Origin of the sequence: Bernardetia sp. Wsw4-3y2, assembly GCF_037126295.1 — a bacterium.
Lineage (GTDB): Bacteria > Bacteroidota > Bacteroidia > Cytophagales > Bernardetiaceae > Bernardetia.
On sequence record NZ_CP147017.1, the window covers coordinates 4,305,561 to 4,328,639 of the forward strand.

A 23,079-nucleotide genomic window follows, 5' to 3' on the forward strand; every position below is an offset into this window, starting at 1 on the left:
TTAATAAAATATTCGTTTGTAGCATCGCATAGCCATTTTTTATGTGATAGTGGTGATGTGATAGAATAAAAAAGATGGTAGCGACACCAATGTCGGCAACATAGTGAATAGCGATAGAATAATTTTGATACGATAAAATGATACAATAATGAATGCAGCTTCAGTTTTAGGAATAGGTTTAGTCTTTACATTAAAAGACGAGGTTTCAAATGCAGCAAGTGCTATGACACAAAAGTTTAAGCAATTAGACTATGTGTCTTCAGAAACGGCTGCAAAAATGGAATCTTCACTCAAAGGTATTGGGTCTGGTTTTAAGTTGATGGGTGCAGGGGCTGCCATCTTAACTCCTTTTGCAGTTGCTGTAAATACAGCAGCTAAGTTTGAAGAACAGATGTCAAGTGTGAAAGCTGCCACAGCTTCTTCTGCCAACCAAATGGTGGATATTAAAGAAGTTATTATGAAAGCAGGGCAAGAAACAAAATTCTCTGCCTTGGAAGCTGCCCAAGGATATGAAGAACTAGCAAAAGCAGGTGTAAAAGCAAATTTAATAATGACTGGAGGTCTTACAAGTGCCTTGAACTTAGCCACAGCAGGAAATATAAGTGTTGCTGATTCTGCAATTTTAGCAGGAGGAGCTATTAATGCATTTAGTAAAGAAACTCTAAATGTAACTATTGTAGCTGATACTTTAGTTGGAGGAGCGAACTCGGCTGCTACGAGTGTTGCTCAGTTAGGTCAAGCATTAACACAGTCAGGTGGTATAGCTTCAGCAGCAGGTTTAGGGTTTAATGATACTATTTCAGCATTATCTGTAATGGCAAACAATTTTTTAGTTGGTGGAGATGCTGGTACTTCTTTCAAGACAATGTTAGCTAGTTTACAACCTCAAACCAAAGCTGCTCAAGCAGAATTTGAAAAATTAAAGCTTACTATAAATGGTCAAAATCAATTCTTTAAAGATGGTAAAATAAAGGGAATAGACCAAATAGCACAACAACTACAAGATGCTGTTAAAGGCAAAACCGAAGAACAAAGTTCTGAAATATTTCGTCGTTTATTTGGTTCTGATGGTGTCCGTGCAGCCTTAGCATTAGCAAAAGAGGGCGCACAAGGAATAGAAAAAATGAAAGCTCAAATGGCTACTTTTACTGCTGCGAAAGTAGCAGAAGAAAAGCTAAATAACTTTAATGGAGCAGTAACTATTCTAAAATCCAATCTTGAAACATTTATGATAAAAATAGGTAGTAACTTCTTGCCTATTTTAAAATCTTTTGCTGAAAGAGTCACATCTGTTGTACAATCTCTTGCTGCGTTTTCAGATACAGGATTTGGACAGTTCGTTATAAAATTAGCTGCTAGTATTGGAGTTGGTTTAGTGGCTTTAGGAGGTTTTGTATCAGCTTTTCATACTGTAAAGTTTGCTATGATGGCAATACAACCTGTTTTGGTAATGCTAAAAGGAGCGTTTGCATCTACATTAGTTCCTTTGCTTCCTTATATTGCTGTTGGTGTAGCTGTTGCAGGTGCAATTTATGGAATGATAAAAGCCTACCAAAGCTTTACAGATGTCTTGAATGGGAATGCTGCTCCTGCCAATGGTTTTTTAGGATTTATGCAAAAAATTGGAGGAGCTATCCACGCAGTTATAGCCATTTGGAAATCTGCCACAAATGAAGGGTTTACGCTTAGTGGAAAATTATATGAGGCTCTTAATTCAATTGGTTTGGGAGAGTTTGCTCTAAACATTGGAACTTGGATTGTTCGTATAAAAGCATTCTTTGGAGGAGCTGTAGAGCGTTTTGAAAACCTTAAAAACGTATTCGGTTCAGTTTGGGAAGCCTTTGGTAGAATAGGCACAGCATTCAGTCCAATTATAGATTTATTGGCAAAAGCAGGTTTTACGATTGATAAGTTAGGAGGAGATGTAAGTATATTTTCACAGCTTGGAGGGTATGCTTTTGACGCTCTTACTTTGGGTATTCGTGGAATTGCTGTTGCTTTAGAAATTACAGCCAACTATGTAACTCTTGCTTTAGAAGGGTTTATGATATTCTATAACTTCGTTACAAATACCTTTAATGAAATCAATGCTCATATTACGGATTTTAAAGAAGGTTTTATTTCCCTTCCTGAGCTTTTCGGTAAAATAGGAATGGCTATAACTAGAAATCTACTAGAAGGAATTCAAGCAGGTTGGTCATCTATAACCAGTTTCTTAGTCAATTCTTTGAAGGCGTTACCAGGGGGCGAGGCTGTCGCTTCCTATTTTGGAATTGGTGGAGACACAGCAGAAGGTCAAGCAAAACAAGCTGCTGTAAATCAAACAGGATTAGCAGGAAGTGGCGTTTCAGACACTGAAATTGCGCCATCACAAGCGAGTTCTTCTTTTTCTAAAAAAGTGGATAACATTAATAATGCTTCGGTAACTAAAGCACAACAAACTAGGGAAACATCAGTAGCAATGAAGGAATTAAGCAGTGCAGGAATTGCTAATACAGGACAACAAAACACACAAGTCAATTTACAACCTAAATTTAATGTTCAGATTGGAGATCGTGATGTAGCTGCTGTAATACGTGAAATAAATGAATTAGATGATGCAAGAAGCTAATTGTTGCTCTAAAGTCGGTCTAAATATAGTCTAAAAGCCGTCTAAATTTTCTGAAAAAAGATAGGTTTAGATGGCTTTTTCTTTCCCAAATTGATAACCATTAAGGCACGTTATCGTGTAGAGTAGTGTAATTTAAATACTAACTAATTAAACTAAGATAAAAACTATGCTACAAAGACTTGATACCACCACAATGACAAAAGAAGAAATTTTTGAAATCATCATTTCTAATCCAAATAAAGCTCATTTTTTACTTATCAAAACAGAAGAAATGAGCAAAAAATATAACGAAGCTGCAAGGGAATATGAGCTTCCAAACTGCCCACTTGGGAAAGATTTTATGAAGCAAACTCAGTATGGATTACTCAAAATTTTTATCTATTGCTAACATTAGGTATTAATTAATAGGTATTCCTACAAAAAAAATAGTTCCAACTCCTTCTTCAATTTCAAACCAAATTTCCCCATTGTGTTTTTCAATTATTTTTTTTGTAATATCTAACCCTAAACCACTTCCTTCTCCTGCCTGTTTGGTGGTAAAAAAAGGATCAAAAACTTTATCTTTTATTTCTTTAGGAATACCTCCACCTGTATCTTGGATAGAAATTATAGCTTTTTGATCCTTTACTTTAGTCTTAATTTCTAGTCTACCTTTTCCATTCATAGCTTGGATAGCATTATGAAGAATATTTGTCCAAACTTGTATTAATTCATCTGGATAACCCATAAATATTGGAATTTCTGTAAAATCACGACTCACATCAATACCATGTTTAATTTTATTATGATAGAGCGTTAGGGTTGTGTTAAGACTCTCATTAATATTTACAGCAGATTTCTCTTCTGTTTGGTCTTGACGTGCAAACGTTTTAAGAGCTAATACGATTTTAGAAACTCTATCAGTTGCCATTTGGATGGTTTGATTACTTTTTATAATATTTGATAACTGATAAGCTATATTGATAAGTCCTTCACCATTTTTATTATTAACTAATAAACTAAATAATTCCTCCTCCGTTTGCATATTCATATCCACTAGTATTTCTGAATATGTTTCTGCATCTTCTATTTCATTCTGTTCTAGTTTTTCTAGTAAGACACGACGTATCTTTCTTTTTTCTCTAGTGGTAAGTGTATCAGGTTTGGAAATAGATTTTCTTAAAAAAACCATAAAATTCTCTAGTTCTTCTTGTGTACAGTCTTTTGAAATTAAAGCTAATTGTAATAGGTTGTTTTCTAGATTATCAGATATATTTTCATTAGAAGAGCGAATAGCTCCTAAAGGTGTATTGATCTCGTGAGCAATATTAGCTACTAATTGCCCTAAACTTGCCATTTTTTCAGATTGAATAAGTTGCTTTTGAGTAGACTGAAGTTCCTGATAAGCTGTTTCTATTTCATTTTTTTGTTCCTCTAAAAGTTCTTGAGTAGTTTGAAGTTCTTCTAAGTTTTGACGTAATTCTTCTTCAGAGACTTGAACTTTTTTATAGGCTTCAGAAATTTCAATCTCTCTAAGTTTTTGTTCGTGTATATCTTGCACTGATCCAATCACAGTGCTAGGAATATCATCCTTTTTGAGAACTTTTCCAATAGCTCTATAATAGCGATACTCTGTAAAATTTTTAGTTTTTAAACGATAAGCTACATCAAATTCATCTAACTGACCTTGAGCAGCACTCGTGAGCGTTTCAATGATAAGATTTTGATCTTGAGAATGCATTAGTGGAATAAGCTCAGCCATTGATTCTAACTTGTCTAATTGGTAGAGTGCTAATAAATTTTTAGAGTGTATTACATTTTGTGTAGCTAAATCTATTTCAAAACTTCCTAGTTTGGCTATTTTCTCTGCCTCATCTAATACGTTTTGTTTATTTTTAAGCTCCTTTTGTAGATTTTTTTGAGATGTGATATCAATCTGAACAGTAGCCAAACCAATGACTTCTTCAGTAGATTTATCTTTGAGTAAAAAAGCATTTGCATCTGTATGGTAAATCTGTCCTGTTTTATGATTTATTAGATCTCTTTCACCTCTCCAATATCCTTGTGTTTCGATGGCAGGTAATACCTCTTGTTTTGATTTAGGCTTTTCATATTCTGGATAATAATCTGTGGTGATAGTTTTTTGATATTCTTGCTTTCCAAACCCCGAAATATCTTGTCCTTTTTTATTAAGATAAACTACCTTTCCATCCAAAGTTGCAATAGCAATTGCAGCATCAGCCTGTTCTACTAAATCGACAAATTTATCTTGTTCTTGTTTTGCATCTAATAAGTGTTCTTGTGTAGCATTGAGTTCTTCTAAATTTTGACGGAGTTCTTCTTCTGTTGCCAAAAGTTCTTCTTTTTGGCTCTGAACTTCTAATTCGGTTTCTTTTTGTGTATTGTAATTACTAACTATTTTGATTATACGGATGATTTCTCCTTTTTGATTCTTTACTGGACAATATGCTCCAAAAACCCATAAATTTTTATTGGATTTGGTTTTTCTTTTAAAAATACCACTTACAGTTTTTCCTGTTTCTAAATCTTTCCATAAATTTTCAAAATAATATTCAGTATTTTCATCTTGATGAAGAAGTTGCTTGTGAGAAAGTCCAATTAACTCTGTTGGTTTAAATTCTGTCCAAGCAGCAAATCTACTATTTACATTAGTAATTGTTCGATCTAATTTGAATTCTACATACCCAAAGTTAGTATTAATTGCTTCTAATTGATATTGATTTATTAGAAAAACTTCTTGGAGTTGTTCCTGTGTAGCATTAAGTTCTTCTAAATTTTGGCGAAGCTCTTCTTCTGTTGCTTGTAACTCTTCATTTTTAGTCTTTATTTCTTTTTGAGATTCAACAAGTTCTTCTTGCACCTCTAAACTTGCTCTAGTTATCTTGAGTTCTTCTATAGTATGGTGCAGTTGAGTTTCATTTTTTTCCATATCAGCTGTAAAAGAATGAATAATCGCCCATAAAATAACCATATTGAATAAAATATAAACTATTCTTCCAATTTTAAGCTCTTCTGAATTAACATTAATTGTTTCAAAAATACTATAGTCTGAACTTTCTGAAATGATATAGAGTATAAAAGGCAAAATAAAAAATATTGTTTTCCATATTTTTTCTTTATTAGTGAAGAAAAGTCCTGCAATAGGTATTCCCATTACAAAACTTAAAGCGTTGAATGCAGCTACGTCTGATGAATTTACCCTATAGAAAATAATACTATTTATAACCAAAAAGAAAAATAGCTTAGCAAAAAGTAACTTTCCATAATAATTAGCAAAGAGAGAAGTTAGTGCTTGTAGAACTACAAATCCTAGGATAAAAAAGGTTTTGCTTGTTTCGATAGAAAGAATAGAAGTTGTTAACAAAACAATATAAAGAATGCAAACACAAAGCATCAATAAACTAATGATATTTACAATCTTAACAGTTCTTTTTTGCTGAGAAGTATTGGCGTATTGTAACCCTAAATTGAGGAGTTTTTTTATAAAGTGCATAAATTTAAAAAATAATCAGATGATAAATTAGACAGCATAGAGTCATATAACACAATTTGTATTTTATAAAAAGGTGCCATTTTTTTTAATTGTATTGAGCTTAAGTATTTACACATCTAAAACAATACCATTATAAATAAAATAGACTTCTGTATAATTAGCATTTGGTAGTTTAGAAAAACAAATTCTTTGTTTAACCAGTATTTATATTTTATTAACTAATTATGCTATGTAAAGAGCTTCATTTTTTTCTGTAGAAAAATGGTCTAAGAATTGATTTTTGTTAACGAAATTAAAATAGTTCTTCAATTAATATTTTTGGTTAAAATAAGTGATTTAGATAGTGAATTGTTTTTATACTAAATAGATGACTTTAAAATAAATAGTCCTGCAAAAAAAAACGCATCTAGCTGTAGAAGTTAGATGCGTTTTTGTTTTAGAGGCTATTTAGCCATATTTCTTATTATCACTTCGAAAACTTACTGGATTTAGAGTCCATCTAGCCATAGAAGAAGTTTAGCAAAATTACTATGCTTTATCCCTGCTATCGGGCTGCAAGTTCGAAGCGAGTAATTTCTTATTAGATTTAAGTGAAAACCGAAATGGATTTTTTATTCGTGACATATCCTTGACGGTGATTGCTTTTGTAGGGTTTGCTAGATGATATTGACTATTCAAGTCCACAGCATCATTGTAAATCTTTGGTTCATTCCTCTCTACATACGAGTAGGAAATAGGAGAAAGATACTCCGAAATATTCGTAAAATATTCATTTTGAGTTTTCTCTTGCTCAACTACAAAGACAATTTTCGGTGAATCATCATCAGGCAAATCATCGTCAAAAACTGTCGCTGCAAAGGCAGGAATAATAAAAATAATAAGCATCGCAAAGAGCAAAAATCTATAACTTTTCATACTCAGTAAATTTGGGGTTTGTATTAAAACTATCTATCATTAACTAAAATCAAATATAAAAATATTGATTGGTTTATTTATGAAATTTTCAATAAAAAGCTAATATTTTTGTAAATTTGACAAAATAAGTCATTGATAACTATAAAATTACAATAAGATGGCACTTGCAAAAATTGAAAAAGAGAGATTAGTTGATAGCTTAGAAAAAGTAGAAGTTATAAAAGAAAATGAAGCGAATCTTTGGTATGAGGATTTACAAGAAATTTTAGAAAGCAAAACTGTAAAATGGTTAAAATTCTTCGCAGGGAAAAAAGTAAAGCGTATTTTAGAAATTGCTAATAAAATTGTCGGTTTGATTACTTTTATTCAAGCTCTTGGAGGGTGGGAGAATTTCAAAAATGTAATTCTAAAAATCATTGAAGTTGGTGGACTTGACGAAACACTTGAGAAATTAGAAAATAAGCCAAAAAAAGTTGGAATCAGCAAATGAATAAAATGTTTTTCAAAGCAGTAGGATTTACTCTTATAACTCTAATTATTATAGTTATTCAAATGTTGGTTAGCTCGGTAATCTCTTGTTTCTATGAGAAGAATTATATGTTAGCTATTTTCTTTTCGAAGTTGATTGTGATGTTATTTCTAGCGTGTGTGTGGATTGTTATACAAGTAATGAGTAAAGATTAATTATTAAAATAAAACGAGATGATAGAATTTAGCATAAACGCAATCAACTGGATAAGTGGAATTTTATCAGCATTATACTTCTTCAACTTGATTTATTATCAGATAAAAAAAGTAGAATTAATAAGTGATACTGCTTCAGATATTCACTTGACTGTGATTGTTGTTTTGGGGCTTGTGAAAATTCCTTTGATACAGTCTCTCAATGTTTATCAGTATGCTATGATTTTTATGATGATAGCTTCTTTGGTTTATCTCTTATATAGGAAACAAAAAAAATAATGCAGCATCAACTCTCAGCCATAGACGGCTCAATCTACATCTTGGAATTAGCAGAACCTTTCGGGCGATTAGAATTACAAGAAGCTCCAAAAGAAATCACTAAACAGCGCACAGGAAACTATGCCGAAATCAACGTGCCTGGACGAAATAATCCACTACACCATTACACAGGAGGTAGCGATACTTTTTCTATGTCTTGTCAATTTCTTTACGATGGAAGTGGAGTAGATACAGTCAATAGAGATGTAAATTGGTTAGAAGGATTGATGGGCAATGATTCTTACAATGCGCCTACACGACGAGTAAAAGTCATTTTTGGGAAGATTTTTAATAACAAGTCCTATATCGTAAAGAGTGTAAGTTCAAAACTGACTGATTTCATAAACGATAAAGGTTGGAGCAGCAGAAGAGCCGAAGTAACTATTTCCTTTGCCTTAGATATGGATAACAATAGAAGTATTTCAGATATAAGACAGTTTTAATCAGCAGAATAATGGCAACAGAAAAACCCATCCGATTACACGAATCCAATCTTTACGCAGGAGGAAGTCTGACTATCTTCGATGATGGCAGACGAATTTTAGAAGTCAAGGAAAGAAAGCCTACAAAAAATCTAAATTTTCAAATGCACTTAGTAGTCGCAGGAGATGATTTGACTGTTTTGGCGCATAGGCATTATGGCTCTTTAGTTCCGAAAGCAAAAAACTATTGGCACGTTATCGCTGATGCAAATAATATCGAAAAGCCTTGGCTGCTTAGTGAATATATTGGAATTGAAATTATTATTCCTGATGTTTTGCAGTGGAAGTTGGGTTAAACTTTAATGCCTAATGTCGTCCAAGTCTCTAAAATCTATTTCTCAAACAGTAAAGAAATCAAAAATAAATCATAAACTATTTATTATCAGGTATTTAAGGTTGTCGTCGTACCCTAGGGGTTTTCTTACTACTGGACTACGACGACAAAACTGTCATTTTTTTAAAATAAAAAGTCCATTTTTGTTGCAGAAATCCATTTTTTTTCTGAATTTGTAACGGAATTAATCGTAGCCATTGTGGTATTGAAACACAAGAAACATGCCATTGCCTTACGAAACAGGTGTAAATTAATCGTAGCCATTGTGGTATTGAAACTATAACGAACTTAATACAAGTGAAGTGGAAACTATGAATTAATCGTAGCCATTGTGGTATTGAAACTTGAAACGTTTGTTAGTGATACTGCAAAGATTGAAAAATTAATCGTAGCCATTGTGGTATTGAAACTGGAATTAAGGATTTAAACGCACTCAATTACATTGCTAATTAATCGTAGCCATTGTGGTATTGAAACAAAGAGAAGTAAAAACAAGTAAACTATTTAGCGTTGTTAATTAATCGTAGCCATTGTGGTATTGAAACTCGTCGTCGTAAGTTTTGAATTTAAGACCTACAAAAATTAATCGTAGCCATTGTGGTATTGAAACTAATCAAGTACATTTGCATAATTACGAACCAATCCAAATTAATCGTAGCCATTGTGGTATTGAAACACTAACAAAGTAGGGTGTAACTTAGGTGTACATTCAAATTAATCGTAGGCATTGTGGTATTGAAACAGAGGGTCGTTTTCTTGTGGCAGCGTGCTATTAGAAAATTAATCGTAGCCATTGTGGTATTGAAAAAAGCAAACACAAAAAAAACTCTCAAAGTATGAGAGCTTTTTTTTTACCAAATTCCTGTAACTACTTACAAACAAAAAACGAAAAAACAAACGTTAAACGCACCAAACATCTAAGCGTTGTAATCATCAACACTTCAAATTTAGCAAAAAAAATAATTAAATTATAAATATTGCAATAAAATAGCTCTAATTTTGCTAAATTAGTAAAATAAATATAACTATTTTAAGTAATTAATAATCAACTAGATGAATATTGGTGATTTAGTGTGTCTAAAAAGTAATCCAGAACGTGCTATGACCATCGAAAAAACAGATGGTAAAACTATCACTTGCGTTTGGATTCACAATGACGGGAGTTTGAAAAGGGAAGAATTGAATAACTCAATGCTTGAAATAACTCATACTTCATCTCTAAAAATTGCTGATGCAATTACAGATTTTTTAAAAGAACTATCAAAAGCATTAGATTAAAATGGAATTTCAAGTAGGTTCTCCTTTTTACAAAGTCTTTATAGCTTCCACAAGTCAGGACATCACTACTTTTGTGGATAGTTTTAGCTATGAAGATACGCTAGAAAAAGATGATTTAATTCGCATTTCGGTAACGCTAAAAAATGTTTTTGAAATTGATGAGGACTGGGTAGCCATTGGCGAAAAGTTAAACTTCTTTTTTGGCTATATCGGAGGGCTTCAAACAGAAATAAAAGTAGCCAAAATTTCAGATGTCGATACGCTTTATGGAGATGTCATTAAATTGAAAATTGATGCTACCGATATAGGGCAATTTATGAAAGAAGAGTTTTCTAATAAAATTCATAATGAAAAAACGCTTTCAGAACTGGTAGAAGAAATAGCCGATAAATACTCTCTAAAAGCAGAGCGTATTGAAACGAAAAAAAAGTATTCGTACTTGCCACAAGCTCAAAAAAGTGATTTTGATTTTCTTACTCAACTGGCGAAAAGAGAAAATTTAGTTTTTAGAGTAACTGGCGAAACTCTCATTTTAGAGAAACGAGATTTACTAAAAGAATCTATCAAAACTTATACGTGGGGAAAAGATATTATTTCGTTCCACCCAAAAATTAAGTATTCAAAACAAGATAGTTCTTCTCAAAAAGTTACGGCTCTTTCAGTCAATCCTCAAACCAATGCTATCCAAAAAAGTGAAGCTAAGAGTGATGATAAAGACAAAGAAAAGCTAGGCGAGTATGATATAAAATTTGACATAAATTCTGAAAATGGCACAAAAGTATTTCCTACCAAAAGAGCAGAAACCGAAAAGTCAGAAGATGGAAAGTTGGTGCAAGGCTCTGTCGATAAAACAGAAAATGACGGACTTGTAAACAAAATTCAAGAAGATAAATCGCTTTCAAATATTACAGCTACTTTGGTAGTAGTTGGTAATCCAATTTTGAAAGCTGGTCAGGTCTTGACGATTGCAGGAGTGGCAAAAAAACACGAAGGAAATTGGAAAATTATAACTGTCAAAAGTGATGTTACAGCAGGTTCGTATTACAAAACAACTTGCGAATTGAAACGAAATGCAACAAACAAGTCGGTTACCAATACGCAGCCTGATAAAGCAAGTACGAAAAGCCAGCCTGTAAACGATAGTCAAGGAAGCACACAAATCAATGCAGCGCAAAGTGAAGTAGTTATGTTTGACCAAAATGGAAAGAGAATAAAAAGTAAATAAGTGATGGATAGAAAGTTCAAAAATGCCATTCAAGAGCAAGGCTTAGAGCAGACAGGACGATTTTACGGTTTGTACCAAGGTATTGTCATTGAAAATGAGGACCCCGAAAAGCGTGGTCGTCTGAAGGTTAAAATTCCTTCTGTTTTGGCAAATCAAGTTTTTGAAAAATGGATTTATGGAAAATCTATTTTTAATGGCAATACTATTGGCATTTGGGCAATTCCTTCTGTGGGTAGTGGTGTTTGGATAACGTTTATCAATGGCGATCCAACGATGCCAATTTGGGAAATGGGATGGTTTTCAGATAAAGAAATTCCAAAGGAGTTCAAAGAGCGTTATTTAGATGGAATTACATTGAAAAACGATAGAATTTTTATACAATCAAAAAAAGCAAGCATTGAGTTTTTCGAAGATGGAAATATAGAAATTATTGCAAATGAAAAAATTGATATTACTGCAAATGCTGATATTACAGTAAATGCACAAAGTGGGAAAATAGATTTGAAAAACACTTCTCAAAATCTGAATGGATTATTTAGTGAATTGAAAACAATTTTATTGACCTTAAAAGTAGCATTAAATGGAACTCCAATTAGTAATACTTTAACTCCTGATACGATTTTAAAAGTAAATACTTGGTTTGTTAAAGTTGGGCAATTATTAAAATAAACAATCAAAATGAGTAGTAAAATTACAGGTATTGGATTAGCATTTCCCTTGCGAGTAGATTCGGCAGGGCGTTCCATCTATGCCTCTGATCAAGAACTCATTAATCAATCTTTGGCTATTATTCTTTTGCAGCCGACAAAAGAACGTCCTTTTGCGCCTGAATTTGGAGTGCAGATAGAGCGTTTCAGATACGAGCCAAACGATGCTATTTTACAATCTCTTTTATATGAATTTATTGTAGAAGCGATTGAAGTTTGGGAGAAAAGAATAAAAGTAAAAAATGTAACCTTTGAAACTGAAGAGCTGCCAGAGAATGCGATTAAGTGCATAATTAGCTATCAAATCGTAGGAAGTAGCACAGAGGGGACTTATGTTTTTCCATTTTATAGAGAATTAAATATTTAATAAAGCTATGTCAATATCAACCGAAGTCATCGAAGTAGAAAACAATATTCTACAATTAGAAGGTTTATTTATTAAAGTAATAGGCGAGTTTTGCGAAAAGAATAATCATAAAATTACCTACCTTGAAATAGATGCAGCTTTAATAAATACGCTAAAAAAGAACAGTGAATATCAAATAAAAGGTTTAGTTGAGAGAAAGGAAAAAGAAGGCATTGATAAAATAAAAGAGTAATTCTAATTCCATCGAATTCGATGGAATTAGAAAACAAGAATTTTTGATACGATAAAACGATAGAATAATAATAAGATGAGTTCAGAAAACGAATGGATAGGCTACGCAGACCGAAGTCAAGAACAGATACTAAATTCTGTTTTGCCTAAGCTGCCAACAAAATTACCGAGACACACCGATCACTCTCCAACAGAGCCTCTTTATATGTTGCTTTTTGTTTGGGGAGGCATTGCCGAAATGCTTGGGTATTATATTGATGAACAGGCACGAGAGAGTTTTTTAGTAACAACTACTCGCTATAAAAATGCTGTCAAGTTTGCTAAAATGGTAGGCTACCGAGTCAAAGGCGTTGTACCTGCTTCGGTAGAACTTCGTTTTTATTTTGAAAGTCCGTTACCTTCTGATGTTTTGATTCCCATCGGAACAGAAGCTCAAACAGCTGACGAAATTATCTACACCACTTCTGACAATCTAACTATTTTAGCAGGACAAACAGAAGGTTTTGTCGATGCCGTTCAGCAAATTTCATTTACCAATATTTCTGTCGGAACTTCTAACGGCTCGGCTTCACAAACTTTTGAACTCATAGAAGAAATTGTAGATAATTCGGTTTCTGTTTTGGTTAATAATGTCGGTTGGAACTCAAAAGATTCTTTCTTAAAATCGTTTCAACTCAATAGAGATTTTGTGGCAGGAGTTGGACAAACTCGTAAAATGGAAATTGTTTTTGGCGATGGAATAAAAGGAGAAATTCCACAAGTTGGAACTGACATTACTGCCAACTATGCTGTATCTGAAGGAAGTAGAGGTAATGTTTCTGAAAACTCTATCACAGACCTTATTAGTTCGGTAACTGTTCCGAGTGGGTTTGTTTTGAAAGTAACGAATCCTGATAGAGCTTCAGGAGGCGCAGATATTGAAACCTTAGAGGATTTGCAGCGCAAAATTCCTATTTTCATTCGCACCCAAGACAACATGGTAACGCCAAGTGATTATAGTGATGTTCCTTTGTTGGCTGCTGGAGTGGGAAGCGCAGGACATTTTTTTGATTGTGGGAAATATGTAGATATTTATGTTTCTCCTTTGGGTGGTGGAACGGCTACACAAACACTATTGGATAATGTCACTTCTTTTTTGGAAAGCAGAAGAATGATAACAACAAATATCACTGTTCGAAGTGCAGGAGTTTTACAAGCAAAAGTAAAATTTGCTATTCAAGTGCGTTCCAATTTTGTTCGTGCTGCTGTGGTTGCTGCTGTAAAACAAAACATTTTGAATTTCCTTTCTGCTGAAAATCAAACGATTGGAGGAAAAGTGAAAATCAATGACTTGGTAGAAGTGGTAGAAACAACAGAAGGCGTGGACAGTTCGGATACAATCTACTTTTACATTGAACCGTTTGCTCGCCCTGTGCTTGAAAATACGACGGAGTTAGTTTGGAGTAAATCTCTACTTCCTGCTTCCACAACTACTATAAAATGGAAAATTACCTTTGTTTCGGCTACTTCCTTTAGGGTATCAAAAAATGGCGTTTCGTTGGGAACTGCTACTGTAGGTCAGCTTATTTCACAACCAGAGATTAACTTTACCCTTTTACCAAGTGTCGATTACGCCCTTGGCAAAACTTGGGAATTCTATACCTACCCTTATTCAAAAAATTTACTCATTGAAGAACCTTCTATCGTACTCGCTTACGCAAATGATGTTCTTATAGATTCGGAAGGAGGAATATAATGGGGTATTGGAGTGAAAATATATGGTCTTGGTTTGGAACGGCTTATGATATTTTGGATAAGCAGGGGGAGGTTGATGAGAATGGCAAAGGCGAGTTTGAACGGTATAACGAAATTGTGGGAGAAGATATTGATGAGAATATTGAGCCTTTATTAGATTCGTTGATAGAAAATACGATGCTTGCTGATACGATGTACGATAGGTTTGTTGCACTTTTCAAAACAACTATCGGAATGACAATGCGACTGACAAATGGAATTGATTTACGACGAAAGGTCTTAAAAATAGCTTTTCAACTCTATAAAATTAGAGGAACAAAACTAGGTTATGAAGTGCCACTCAGAATGCTCGGTTTTGAGAGTGTTGATATTGTAGAATCTTGGGTAATTTCTTCTTTAGATTCTCCTCTTACCTTGGATGATCCGATTCGTCGTTTGGATAGTGGAGGGCGTTGTCAGAGCTGCTCAGGATATGAGCTTCGTCTGACTGGCAGTATGGAATTAACAGCTGAGATTATGCGAGCAGTTGGAGAAGTGATAGAATTTAATGAGCCGATCAATGCACGACTTACAGCACTACTTTATAATAAAGAGGATGCGCTTTCTAGTTTGATTCGTTTCAGAATCTTTGAAACGAATTTGTATTATGAAAACCTATCTCTTTATGATGTAGAATTTGTAATAAATAATGAAGGAGAATTAATCGCACAGGGAGCTGATGCAAATCGTTTTGAGATAAGAAATGGAGAACTATTTTTAAGGACAGTTTGATAGTGATAAAATAAGAATAACGATAAATTGATACAATAATGGCAGAAACTAATTTAGGGCAAGTGGTAGGTATTTGGCTAGAGCCAACTGAACCTCCACACAAAAATGTACTTTGGATAAAAACCATAAACTTACTCACGAGCGAAAAAGCAGGGTTTATATGGAATGGTATTGAATGGATAAATATTCAAGGCTTAGGCTTCGCTTGGAAAGGAGAGTTTGATGAGAATACAGATTATAAAAAAAATGATGTTGTCAAATTTGAGGATGCGCTATACATTAAACTGAGTGATGTTGTAAGCAGTGGAGATGATCCTGATGTAAGTGCTGACTTTGATTTGTTTTTACCTACTGCAACTCCTGAAGGAGTAGAAGGAAGTATACAAGTTAAAGATGCAAATGGGAAATTCTCAGGCTCAAATTTATTTACTTGGATAGCACAGGCACTGAATATAGTGGGTGCTTTTTTTATAAAAGCAAGTAGTAGTGCAGGGCGTATTTTTTCTGTAAAAAATACTTCTAATACAGAAATTTTAGGGGTCGATGCCAACGGTACAGTTTACGCAGAAAAGATGCAATCAAAAACAAGTGCGAATTTAGGGTTCGGATTCTCAAATGAATACTTACTCTTAGATGGAAAGGTGGGTATTGCACTTAGGATTTTAGGGACTAATGTTGTGTTAGTAGATTCTAATACTATCTATATTACAAAAAAAATAATAGTTTCGAATTCTATCATAAATAGGCTAGAATCTGGACTTCCTTTACTATTAGAAGGATATGCAGACCCTGAGCCTACCAATTCAGACGATAACACTCCTTTAACAAATTATGTAGAAATAAAGGATGGAAGACCAAAAACGGATGTAGGTGGAAAAGGAAAAGAAGGTGCAGGAGTGCATATATATAACTGGGTAAAGCAAACAGGTACAAACCCTATTCTCAAAAAAATGATAGAAGCTAAAAACGGTAAGTTAGGTTTTTATGGAGCAACTCCAATCCCACAACAAATTTTATCTGCTAACCCAACTAATGCAGAATTATCAGATGTCTTATATAATTTAGGTCTTGTAAATCGCCCTTAAAACAACAATACAATGAATCACTTAAAAGAAATTTATCCTCCTGTTGTAATAAAAGATACAGAGGATGTGAAAATAACAGCTTGTATAACATTTATACATTTAGATATTTTATCGAATGAAATAATTATAGAGTTATTGATAGATACAATTACAGAAACAACTCCACAAGGACTAAAATCTCCTGATAAGCTAAGAGTATCCAATGAAAATAAGATACCCGTTTATACAAATCTCCAATCACCAAAGTATGACGTAAATGGTAATCCAGTCTATATTTCAGAGATGCAGCTTTGGCTAAATCTGTCGGATGAATATACACTAAAACAATGTTTAGAATTAATGCAACAGTCATTAAAGCGTAAATATGGCATTATTACTAGTCCATTTGTGTATATAGAAAACAATTAAATCAAAAAGAAGGATCGTATAAAATTGATAGTATAATGGCACAAAAAAGACATATAGAATATTTAAGTGATGACATAAGTTTTCAATTTAATGAGTTTTTGGTAGGACTTATTCCACCAGGGCTGTATCGTGGTTTTGATTTTTCTCCAACAAATAATTTATTTTTAGAATTAAATCACGATACTAGAGGGTTTTCTTATGCCAAAAAAGATGGAACAATTTCTTCTAAAATAGGAGTAGTTCGTTCAAAACAGGGTGTTTTGATAACTGAAGATGAACCTATTATCTTACAAGTAAGCGCAAATACAGCAGCAAACCCAAGAATTGATTTGGTAATTTGTGAGCATAAATATGAGGAAATTGCAGGTGGGATAGAAGCTGAATATTTTATCATCGAAGGAACTCCAAATGTAACTCCAACCGTTCCAACACTTACAAATTCCAATTTCCAAGTAATTATTGGGGAGCTTTATCTTCCTGCAAATACCTCTACATTGGATGCAAATGGTATAATTTATACTCGTCCTCAACTTCCAGAGCTTGGGAATAATAATCTACAAGAGCAGCACAATATTCTACAAGAGAATTTCAATACTTTGCAGCAGAGTTTTACTACGTTGCAAAGTAATTTTGATGCCCTAAATCAAACGATGATTGATTGGAGAGAGTATTATCGTCCTGTAATGCAATTTGATGGGGTTTATATTGAATGGAAATGGTTTGGAGAAGCAGATACTGAATGGAGAGATTTAGCACAAGGAATCGTGGTAGACAATTCAGGTCCTGGAACGATGGAAGTCAGAATACTGGAAGCACAATATTTACCAAATGCAGAAGTTTGGAATGTAAACACGCCTGAGCAAAGGGATCACAATGTTTTAGAATTTAATACACAAACTAATCTACCTGTTGGGGCGACTTATTGGATAAATAATAGAGAATGGATAGCTCCTCAAACAAAGGACTATAATTTTCTTTTAGATACTTTAAAACTGGTATGTTTTCAAGATGTGGATTATGCAGATATAAATACGAATGCTGATACCATACTGCCATTTAGAGTATACCCTAGTATTCCAAATGATTCATCATCTTGGTTAAAACACAGCTCTGGACAACCTAATCCAAATGGATTTATTAGGATCGAATTGGTGAAAAATAATGAAGTTGAGTACAGTCTTTTTCACAAGTTTAATTTGGATGATGGAACAGTCATTGGGGATGAGATTTTACTTCCAGTAATTGACCTTGTTATAGCAGCTGAAGCAGGAGATACATTTACTTGGAGGGTAAGTATACAACCTAATTTTAATAACATAGAGGAGCAAATGTTGCAAGCAAGCTCTGTTCCTTCTCAGCTCGGTTTTGAAATTATACGACAAGCCAATACAGCCTATATTCAAAAAGAACATTTTCAAATTGAGTCAGGGCATTGGACAGTGTTTGGAGCTTAGATCAAAGAAAAAACTCCTTTCAAAATTTAGCTTTCGAAAGGAGTTTTTCTTTGTTTTTACTCATAAGTTTTCCCTGCTTACACTCTCATAAATTTGCATACACAAATCTATATCATATTCAGCATCGTGAAGTTTTGTCTCATCTACTTCAATACCGAGTTTTTTAGCGACTGTCATTTGTTTGAAGTTCTCAAAACTAGCTCTTTCTTTTCTGAAAAAGTTACTCGCCAAAACGTAGCAATCAATAGAATCAGCCCAAAACAAGCTGCCAAAATATTTATCTCCGTTTTGAACGAAAAAAGCTCTTAGAAATGCGTTATCAAAACTTGCATTGTTGTAACCGACTAAGTGGAATTTATCCTTTTTATCAAACTTATTTACATATTTGGTCAGCATTTGAGTTAGTTTTTTATAGACAGTTTCAAAAGGCTCATACACATCTGTTTCTAAATCCTCTTTCGTAACATTCGCTATCTTGAGAGCTTCTTCCTCTATCAGGGCATCTTTATAAGGTTTCACTCTAAAATTAAAACGCTCTTTTACTTTTCCATCAATAACGATTGCACCAGAGATTTGATGGATTCCATTTTTCCAGTATTTTACGCCTGTTGTCTCAAGATCATAGAAGAATAATTTTTCCATAGGTGTTTGTTGGTTTTATTAATAAATAGGTATTTCCATTTGGTCATGTCCGTTTATAGAAAGCATTATTCTATAATCTTCAATATCTAAGTTTTTAGCTTTTGCTGTTTGAATAGCTATTAAAGCAGCTTCTTCTTTATCTGTATAGACTAGCCTTGAGTAGAATCTATTGGAATTACTTTGGTTAAACTTATAACCGTCTATCCACACTTCTACTACATAAACAGTTGATGGCATTTCATTCCTCAAATACTTAAAATAATTATCATTGCCCTTTTGATACAATTCGAAACTATCAGTTCCTTTTTCGAAAGGATTATTCCAATGCCACTTGCGTGTTTCTGCTTTATCACTAAATATAAAATCAGTAATTTTTGATAGTAGTTTCATATTATCTCTTTTTAAGAATTTCCTTAATTCCCAATCGATTATTAGTAACTACTAAATAGGTTTTTCCTACTTCTAAATAATTATAATCCTTCTCTGGATTTTCTGTAACAAGATGCCATTCGCCATTTCCACCATTAAAAAGATAACCACAAACAGCTTTACCATTCGGATACCATTTATTGATATTTTTCTCAACAACAGTTACTTCTTGGATATGCGTTTCGGTAGTGTCATATACTAAATATAAAAAAGCGATGAGAGTCAGCAACCCAATGATTAGAGGAAAGACTTTATCTTTCTCAATTCTTATATAATTTAGTTTCATAGTTTAATTGTTAATTGAATAAAAACAGAATAATAAAGACTGCAAAAAACTTCACAGCCTTTCTAATTGCTTACTCTAATTTTTTTGAGCTTGCTCGTGAATAACTTTAGCTTGGTCAATCCTTGCTTCCAAGACTTCTTGCCTAGCTTCTTTCACTCTTCTAGCTTCCTCATCTTTTATATGAGGAATGGAGCGTTTGAGCGTAACGAGTTCTTCATACTCTACAATTCCTTGAATAAATGCTTCTGTTTTGGCTTTTTTGATGATATTTTCAGAATCATCTATCTCCTTTTTGTACCTAGCTGCATTTTTCTCGGCAATGTTGCACCTACCATTTATGGTATCATAGCTATCTTGGAGCTTGCTATAATTTTCTTTGAGGTTGCTGTTTTCGGCTTTGAGGTAGCTATGAGCTTGCTCCCACTCCTTCACAACTAGCTTATTGTTTTGATGAGCTTGCTTATAGCTAGCTAATTCTTCCTCTAGCTCGTTACTTTCAAAGATTGAAACTTGTAGAAGTTTAGCAATCTCATCTGCGTTTTTTAGCTTAATATCATTTTCTTTAATGATAATCTGACCAAAAACAAAGACTATGTAAAGTAGGGCTACAATAGGGAAAGTAAATTGAAGCGAGCTTTCAGCAATGTTTGACCAAAGAAAGGAAGCTATAAACAAGATAGCCAACACTTTGAGGAAGCTTAAAGCAGTCTTCGTGCTTGACGAAGATTTGAAATGCAAGCTCAATAATTCAGTAACTCTTGAAGAGCTATCTGTTTGAGCTACTGAGTTTGGATTGGTGTTTTGATTTTCCATTTTTTAATAGGTGTTTTTTAGTTTACTAAGGATAATTTTAATTTGGAATACGTTGTTTTCTGCCTAATGCTTTCATTAAGTCTTGCATTCTTTTCAGTTCTTCATCTTCAGTTGAAGAACTTGATTTGGCTAAATTTTGCATTTCTCTTTCTATTCTAAGTTCTTGATGCGCTGCTAATTGCAAGCCTAAAGCTTCCATATACTTATCTGTCTTATACTTTTCAGAAACTTCTTTTGAAATTTCTTTTGCAACAAAGTCTGGTGTAACTGCTAGTACAAAGACAGCAAAACATTTTAGAATGAATTTCATTTCTTCTTTCCCAAAAGACCACTTTTCAATCATAGCACCACTAGCATCTGCTACTAATTTTGAAAAAGAAGGAATATCTGTCAATAACATCATTGCATAAGTAGAAATACTCAAAACAATACTTAACCAAAACAATACTTTTCCTAATCTTTCATATCCATTTATAATAGAAAAGTAACTACCAGAAGACATTACAAGTGAAAAAACAAAGCCTATCACATACGGTAACCAGTTTGCCATCTGTGCATCATATTCTGCAATTCTATCCGTAAAAATCATTTTGAAGAAAAACATATAACCAACTGTATTTACTAATACAGTAAGAATTATTACATAAGTATTTCCTGCTGTAGTGGTAGCAAAAAAGTTCATATTATCAATTCTATATTTCGAATTTGCGATGTTTTCCATAGTTGTATCTGTTTGTCATTGAGTGAATTAGTTTTTTAATTGGCATTAACAAATATAAATTAATTATTGCAAATATGAAAAAATAATAGTATTTTTATTGAAATATTTTTAACAAAAACGAGTTTTATTGAAATTATCGTAATATTTAATAAATAATATCACATTATTTATTATCACATTATTTAATAATTATGGAAGCAACTAAAAAAACTAGAGAAAACCTTTCTGTTACTGTACCTAAAGATATATCTGATTGTCTTGAAGTAATGCATGGTGTAGAAAAGATAAAAAAGACTAAAAAGTCAAAGTCTGATATAGTAGAAGATATTATACGGAAAGGTCTTGAAGCTATGGGTGTTAATCCAAAAACCTATGGGCAAGATATAAATTTGAGTGGCTATGAAAGTATTGCTTAAAATAGGAACTCATCCTTCTTTATCGCAGCATTATCATGTTGAGTTAAAAGATAATTTTCATAAAGAGTTAATTTATTTCATTAATCGTTGTGAAAAAATTAGCTTCTCTGTTCTATGTATGGAAGGTATAACAAAACCCATAAATAGAAACAATACAATCTTTGAAAGGTCAGCAGGAGGAAATTATATGCTTTTCCACAAGCCAACACAATCCATTTATTTTGGAGAAACAAATAATCTGACTGCTCGTGCGCTTGAACACCTGACTGCCATTTACTGCAAATCGCACGTCAATCGTGCTATTCGTAGGCGTTCAAGAAATGGTAAAATGGAAGACTGGATATTTTCAGTTTTGTGTTACGAGCAGTCGGAATTTAATCGTAAAAAGTTTGAACGAGCCTTTATAAATCGGAAGTGGGAGTGGGAAGTTTTGAATGTAAAATAAACAACACGATGAAAACAATATTCAATCATTTTAAATCAATTTTTGAAGGAAATAAAAAGCTCTATGGATTTATAGAGTTCTTGACAAGTAACTATGTAATTGAGAATAAAGCAGCAACAGAAAATCCTGTCAAAGACGGTTATGATATTTGTTTTTTGGCTTATAATAATGAAGTATTGCAAGAAGTCTTTGATAAATATGAGTATAAACAACTTATGGAGATTGCTAGTAAAACATCTGAAAGAACCTGCGCTCTTATTCCTCTTCCTGTTTATATCTCTTTAGTTGCTTTGGATAAATTTGAAGAAGCTGGAGTGTTGGATAAATTTTTATTAACTGAAAAGTAAGTTGTATGAAAACAGAAAAAACGTATCAATACAGAGTGGAAGTGCTTGTAGCGTATGCTGTAAATGGAACTCTAGAAGATAATCATAGCGAAGTCAATACTAAGTTTATCTATATTTTCCTTACACAGGAACAGCTTGATGATTATGAAAAATCTATTTCAGAAAAATTATCTGATATAGGGAATTATAAAAAAATGTAAAAGCTATCTCTTACAAGAAAAGATAGCTTTTTAAAGAATAAAATTACTATCCTTCAATAAAATAATTATTCTTGCTATGTTCTAGCACTTTTCCAGTCTTTCCATCTAGGGAATAACTATAATAGAAACTTTTTTCATCTTTGTCTTTAACATAGGCTAATTCCCAAATGCCGTCAAAACGTCTGATAGAAGTCCTTTCATCGTGTAAGTCTGCTCCTCTCAAACGCAAAAACTTAACTACATCTTCAAAAGAGTATTCGTAGCCTTCATCGTAGTTTTCTTCTTTGATAAGGTTACCTTCTTTATCATAATCTCGCCAAACTCCTAAAGCTACATCATTTGAGTAATAGATTCCCTTACGTTTGAGATTTCCGTTGAGATAAAAACTTCTATATACTTCCAATAGATTAGGGGAGGGGGGAGTTTCATACTCTACAAAATCTATATCAGAAGACATTCTACGAACAATAGTACCATCATCTAAAGTATCATAATATTGAGAGCCTATTTTTTTTTCTTCAAACTGTTCTATATCAAAAGTGTCAGTAGTCTTTGATTCTTCTAGTATGTTTATATAAACTTTTTGGCTTATACAACTAGAAATTAGTGTGGTTAAAATAAATAAAAAAATAAGCTGTTTCATTGGTTTATTCTGCTAAAAATCATACTATAAACATTAAAGC

28 protein-coding genes and 1 CRISPR repeat array are annotated in these 23,079 nt (G+C 33.0%); of the genes, 20 read left to right on the forward strand and 8 right to left on the reverse strand.

Translation table 11 applies throughout. The annotated features are described in order from the left end of the window. The first annotated feature begins 148 nt into the window (after positions 1-148). A complete protein-coding gene (locus V9L05_RS17880) occupies positions 149-2,611 on the forward strand; it encodes a phage tail tape measure protein (RefSeq protein WP_338813206.1) in 2,463 nt (820 codons plus the stop codon). Between the two features lie 166 nt (positions 2,612-2,777). Next, positions 2,778-2,999 carry a hypothetical protein gene (locus V9L05_RS17885; RefSeq protein ID WP_338813207.1) on the forward strand — a complete coding sequence of 74 codons (222 nt, stop codon included), beginning with the start codon at positions 2,778-2,780 and terminating at the stop codon, positions 2,997-2,999. A gap of 9 nt (positions 3,000-3,008) precedes the next feature. Here V9L05_RS17885 and V9L05_RS17890 read toward each other — a convergent pair whose 3' ends face one another. Both V9L05_RS17890 and V9L05_RS17895 read right to left on the reverse strand, forming a co-directional pair. After that, positions 3,009-6,104: an ATP-binding protein gene (locus tag V9L05_RS17890; RefSeq protein ID WP_338813208.1), complete on the reverse strand. Its 3,096-nt coding sequence runs from the start codon at positions 6,102-6,104 to the stop codon at positions 3,009-3,011. Positions 6,105-6,632: 528 nt separating this feature from the next. Then, positions 6,633-7,019: a hypothetical protein gene (locus V9L05_RS17895; protein ID WP_338813209.1), complete on the reverse strand. Its 387-nt coding sequence runs from the start codon at positions 7,017-7,019 to the stop codon at positions 6,633-6,635. A 157-nt stretch (positions 7,020-7,176) separates the two neighbouring features. Between V9L05_RS17895 and V9L05_RS17900 the strand changes: the two genes are divergently transcribed. From V9L05_RS17900 to V9L05_RS17965, 14 genes are all read left to right on the forward strand, one after another. Beyond that, positions 7,177-7,509, forward strand: coding sequence for a hypothetical protein (locus tag V9L05_RS17900; RefSeq protein ID WP_338813210.1), 333 nt, complete (start codon positions 7,177-7,179; stop codon positions 7,507-7,509). 212 nt (positions 7,510-7,721) lie between these two features. Next, positions 7,722-7,982, forward strand: coding sequence for a hypothetical protein (locus tag V9L05_RS17905; protein ID WP_338813211.1), 261 nt, complete (start codon positions 7,722-7,724; stop codon positions 7,980-7,982). Beyond that, positions 7,982-8,464, forward strand: coding sequence for a hypothetical protein (locus V9L05_RS17910; protein WP_338813212.1), 483 nt, complete (start codon positions 7,982-7,984; stop codon positions 8,462-8,464). The genes V9L05_RS17905 and V9L05_RS17910 overlap by 1 nt, the downstream gene beginning before the upstream one ends. 11 nt (positions 8,465-8,475) lie before the next feature. Further along, the gene (locus V9L05_RS17915) at positions 8,476-8,799 is read left to right on the forward strand and encodes a hypothetical protein (protein WP_338813213.1); all 324 of its coding nucleotides are present in this window, start codon (positions 8,476-8,478) and stop codon (positions 8,797-8,799) included. Between the two features lie 220 nt (positions 8,800-9,019). Beyond that, positions 9,020-9,645: a CRISPR direct-repeat array (repeat unit 30 nt; unit sequence AATTAATCGTAGCCATTGTGGTATTGAAAC). Positions 9,646-9,938: 293 nt separating this feature from the next. Further along, complete coding sequence (locus tag V9L05_RS17920) at positions 9,939-10,115, forward strand: hypothetical protein (protein WP_338813214.1); 177 nt, start codon at positions 9,939-9,941, stop codon at positions 10,113-10,115. A 1-nt stretch (position 10,116) separates the two neighbouring features. Continuing rightward, positions 10,117-11,340, forward strand: coding sequence for a contractile injection system protein, VgrG/Pvc8 family (locus tag V9L05_RS17925; protein ID WP_338813215.1), 1,224 nt, complete (start codon positions 10,117-10,119; stop codon positions 11,338-11,340). A gap of 3 nt (positions 11,341-11,343) precedes the next feature. Further along, on the forward strand, positions 11,344-12,009 hold the full coding sequence (locus tag V9L05_RS17930; RefSeq protein ID WP_338813216.1) for a phage baseplate assembly protein V: 666 nt from the start codon (positions 11,344-11,346) through the stop codon (positions 12,007-12,009). A gap of 9 nt (positions 12,010-12,018) precedes the next feature. After that, positions 12,019-12,414: a GPW/gp25 family protein gene (locus tag V9L05_RS17935; RefSeq protein ID WP_338813217.1), complete on the forward strand. Its 396-nt coding sequence runs from the start codon at positions 12,019-12,021 to the stop codon at positions 12,412-12,414. 7 nt (positions 12,415-12,421) lie between these two features. Then, a complete protein-coding gene (locus V9L05_RS17940) occupies positions 12,422-12,646 on the forward strand; it encodes a hypothetical protein (protein ID WP_338813218.1) in 225 nt (74 codons plus the stop codon). Between the two features lie 75 nt (positions 12,647-12,721). Next, the gene (locus tag V9L05_RS17945) at positions 12,722-14,380 is read left to right on the forward strand and encodes a baseplate J/gp47 family protein (protein WP_338813219.1); all 1,659 of its coding nucleotides are present in this window, start codon (positions 12,722-12,724) and stop codon (positions 14,378-14,380) included. Then, positions 14,380-15,150, forward strand: coding sequence for a hypothetical protein (locus tag V9L05_RS17950; RefSeq protein ID WP_338813220.1), 771 nt, complete (start codon positions 14,380-14,382; stop codon positions 15,148-15,150). Before V9L05_RS17945 ends, V9L05_RS17950 begins: the two co-directional genes overlap by 1 nt. A gap of 38 nt (positions 15,151-15,188) precedes the next feature. Beyond that, positions 15,189-16,235, forward strand: a complete 1,047-nt coding sequence (locus V9L05_RS17955) for a hypothetical protein (RefSeq protein ID WP_338813221.1) — start codon at positions 15,189-15,191, stop codon at positions 16,233-16,235. Positions 16,236-16,247: 12 nt separating this feature from the next. After that, positions 16,248-16,643, forward strand: a complete 396-nt coding sequence (locus tag V9L05_RS17960) for a hypothetical protein (protein ID WP_338813222.1) — start codon at positions 16,248-16,250, stop codon at positions 16,641-16,643. A 35-nt stretch (positions 16,644-16,678) separates the two neighbouring features. Next, complete coding sequence (locus V9L05_RS17965) at positions 16,679-18,097, forward strand: hypothetical protein (protein WP_338813223.1); 1,419 nt, start codon at positions 16,679-16,681, stop codon at positions 18,095-18,097. A gap of 60 nt (positions 18,098-18,157) precedes the next feature. On the opposite strand, the gene V9L05_RS17970 is transcribed toward V9L05_RS17965, so the two are convergent. The 5 genes from V9L05_RS17970 to V9L05_RS17990 all read right to left on the reverse strand — a co-directional run bounded on the left by V9L05_RS17970 (position 18,158) and on the right by V9L05_RS17990 (position 20,988). After that, a complete protein-coding gene (locus V9L05_RS17970) occupies positions 18,158-18,739 on the reverse strand; it encodes a 3'-5' exonuclease (protein ID WP_338813224.1) in 582 nt (193 codons plus the stop codon). Positions 18,740-18,757: 18 nt separating this feature from the next. Then, positions 18,758-19,129, reverse strand: coding sequence for a hypothetical protein (locus V9L05_RS17975; protein ID WP_338813226.1), 372 nt, complete (start codon positions 19,127-19,129; stop codon positions 18,758-18,760). Position 19,130: 1 nt separating this feature from the next. Continuing rightward, positions 19,131-19,454, reverse strand: a complete 324-nt coding sequence (locus V9L05_RS17980; RefSeq protein ID WP_338813227.1) for a hypothetical protein — start codon at positions 19,452-19,454, stop codon at positions 19,131-19,133. 75 nt (positions 19,455-19,529) lie between these two features. Continuing rightward, positions 19,530-20,267 (reverse strand): hypothetical protein, encoded by a 738-nt coding sequence (locus tag V9L05_RS17985; RefSeq protein WP_338813228.1) that lies wholly within the window; start codon positions 20,265-20,267, stop codon positions 19,530-19,532. Positions 20,268-20,304: 37 nt separating this feature from the next. After that, the gene (locus V9L05_RS17990; protein WP_338813229.1) at positions 20,305-20,988 is read right to left on the reverse strand and encodes a hypothetical protein; all 684 of its coding nucleotides are present in this window, start codon (positions 20,986-20,988) and stop codon (positions 20,305-20,307) included. A 191-nt stretch (positions 20,989-21,179) separates the two neighbouring features. Here V9L05_RS17990 and V9L05_RS17995 point away from each other — a divergent pair, with 191 nt between their 5' ends. The 4 genes from V9L05_RS17995 to V9L05_RS18010 are packed head-to-tail and all read left to right on the forward strand — an operon-like array spanning position 21,180 to position 22,396. Further along, positions 21,180-21,404: a hypothetical protein gene (locus V9L05_RS17995; RefSeq protein WP_338813230.1), complete on the forward strand. Its 225-nt coding sequence runs from the start codon at positions 21,180-21,182 to the stop codon at positions 21,402-21,404. Then, positions 21,388-21,849: a GIY-YIG nuclease family protein gene (locus V9L05_RS18000; protein WP_338813231.1), complete on the forward strand. Its 462-nt coding sequence runs from the start codon at positions 21,388-21,390 to the stop codon at positions 21,847-21,849. Before V9L05_RS17995 ends, V9L05_RS18000 begins: the two co-directional genes overlap by 17 nt. Positions 21,850-21,857: 8 nt before the next feature. Then, complete coding sequence (locus V9L05_RS18005) at positions 21,858-22,196, forward strand: hypothetical protein (RefSeq protein WP_338813232.1); 339 nt, start codon at positions 21,858-21,860, stop codon at positions 22,194-22,196. A 5-nt stretch (positions 22,197-22,201) separates the two neighbouring features. Continuing rightward, positions 22,202-22,396, forward strand: a complete 195-nt coding sequence (locus tag V9L05_RS18010) for a hypothetical protein (protein ID WP_338813234.1) — start codon at positions 22,202-22,204, stop codon at positions 22,394-22,396. Positions 22,397-22,442: 46 nt separating this feature from the next. Here the strand turns inward: V9L05_RS18010 and V9L05_RS18015 are convergent, their stop codons facing one another. Continuing rightward, positions 22,443-23,039: a hypothetical protein gene (locus V9L05_RS18015; RefSeq protein WP_338813235.1), complete on the reverse strand. Its 597-nt coding sequence runs from the start codon at positions 23,037-23,039 to the stop codon at positions 22,443-22,445. Between the last annotated feature and the right edge of the window lie 40 nt (positions 23,040-23,079).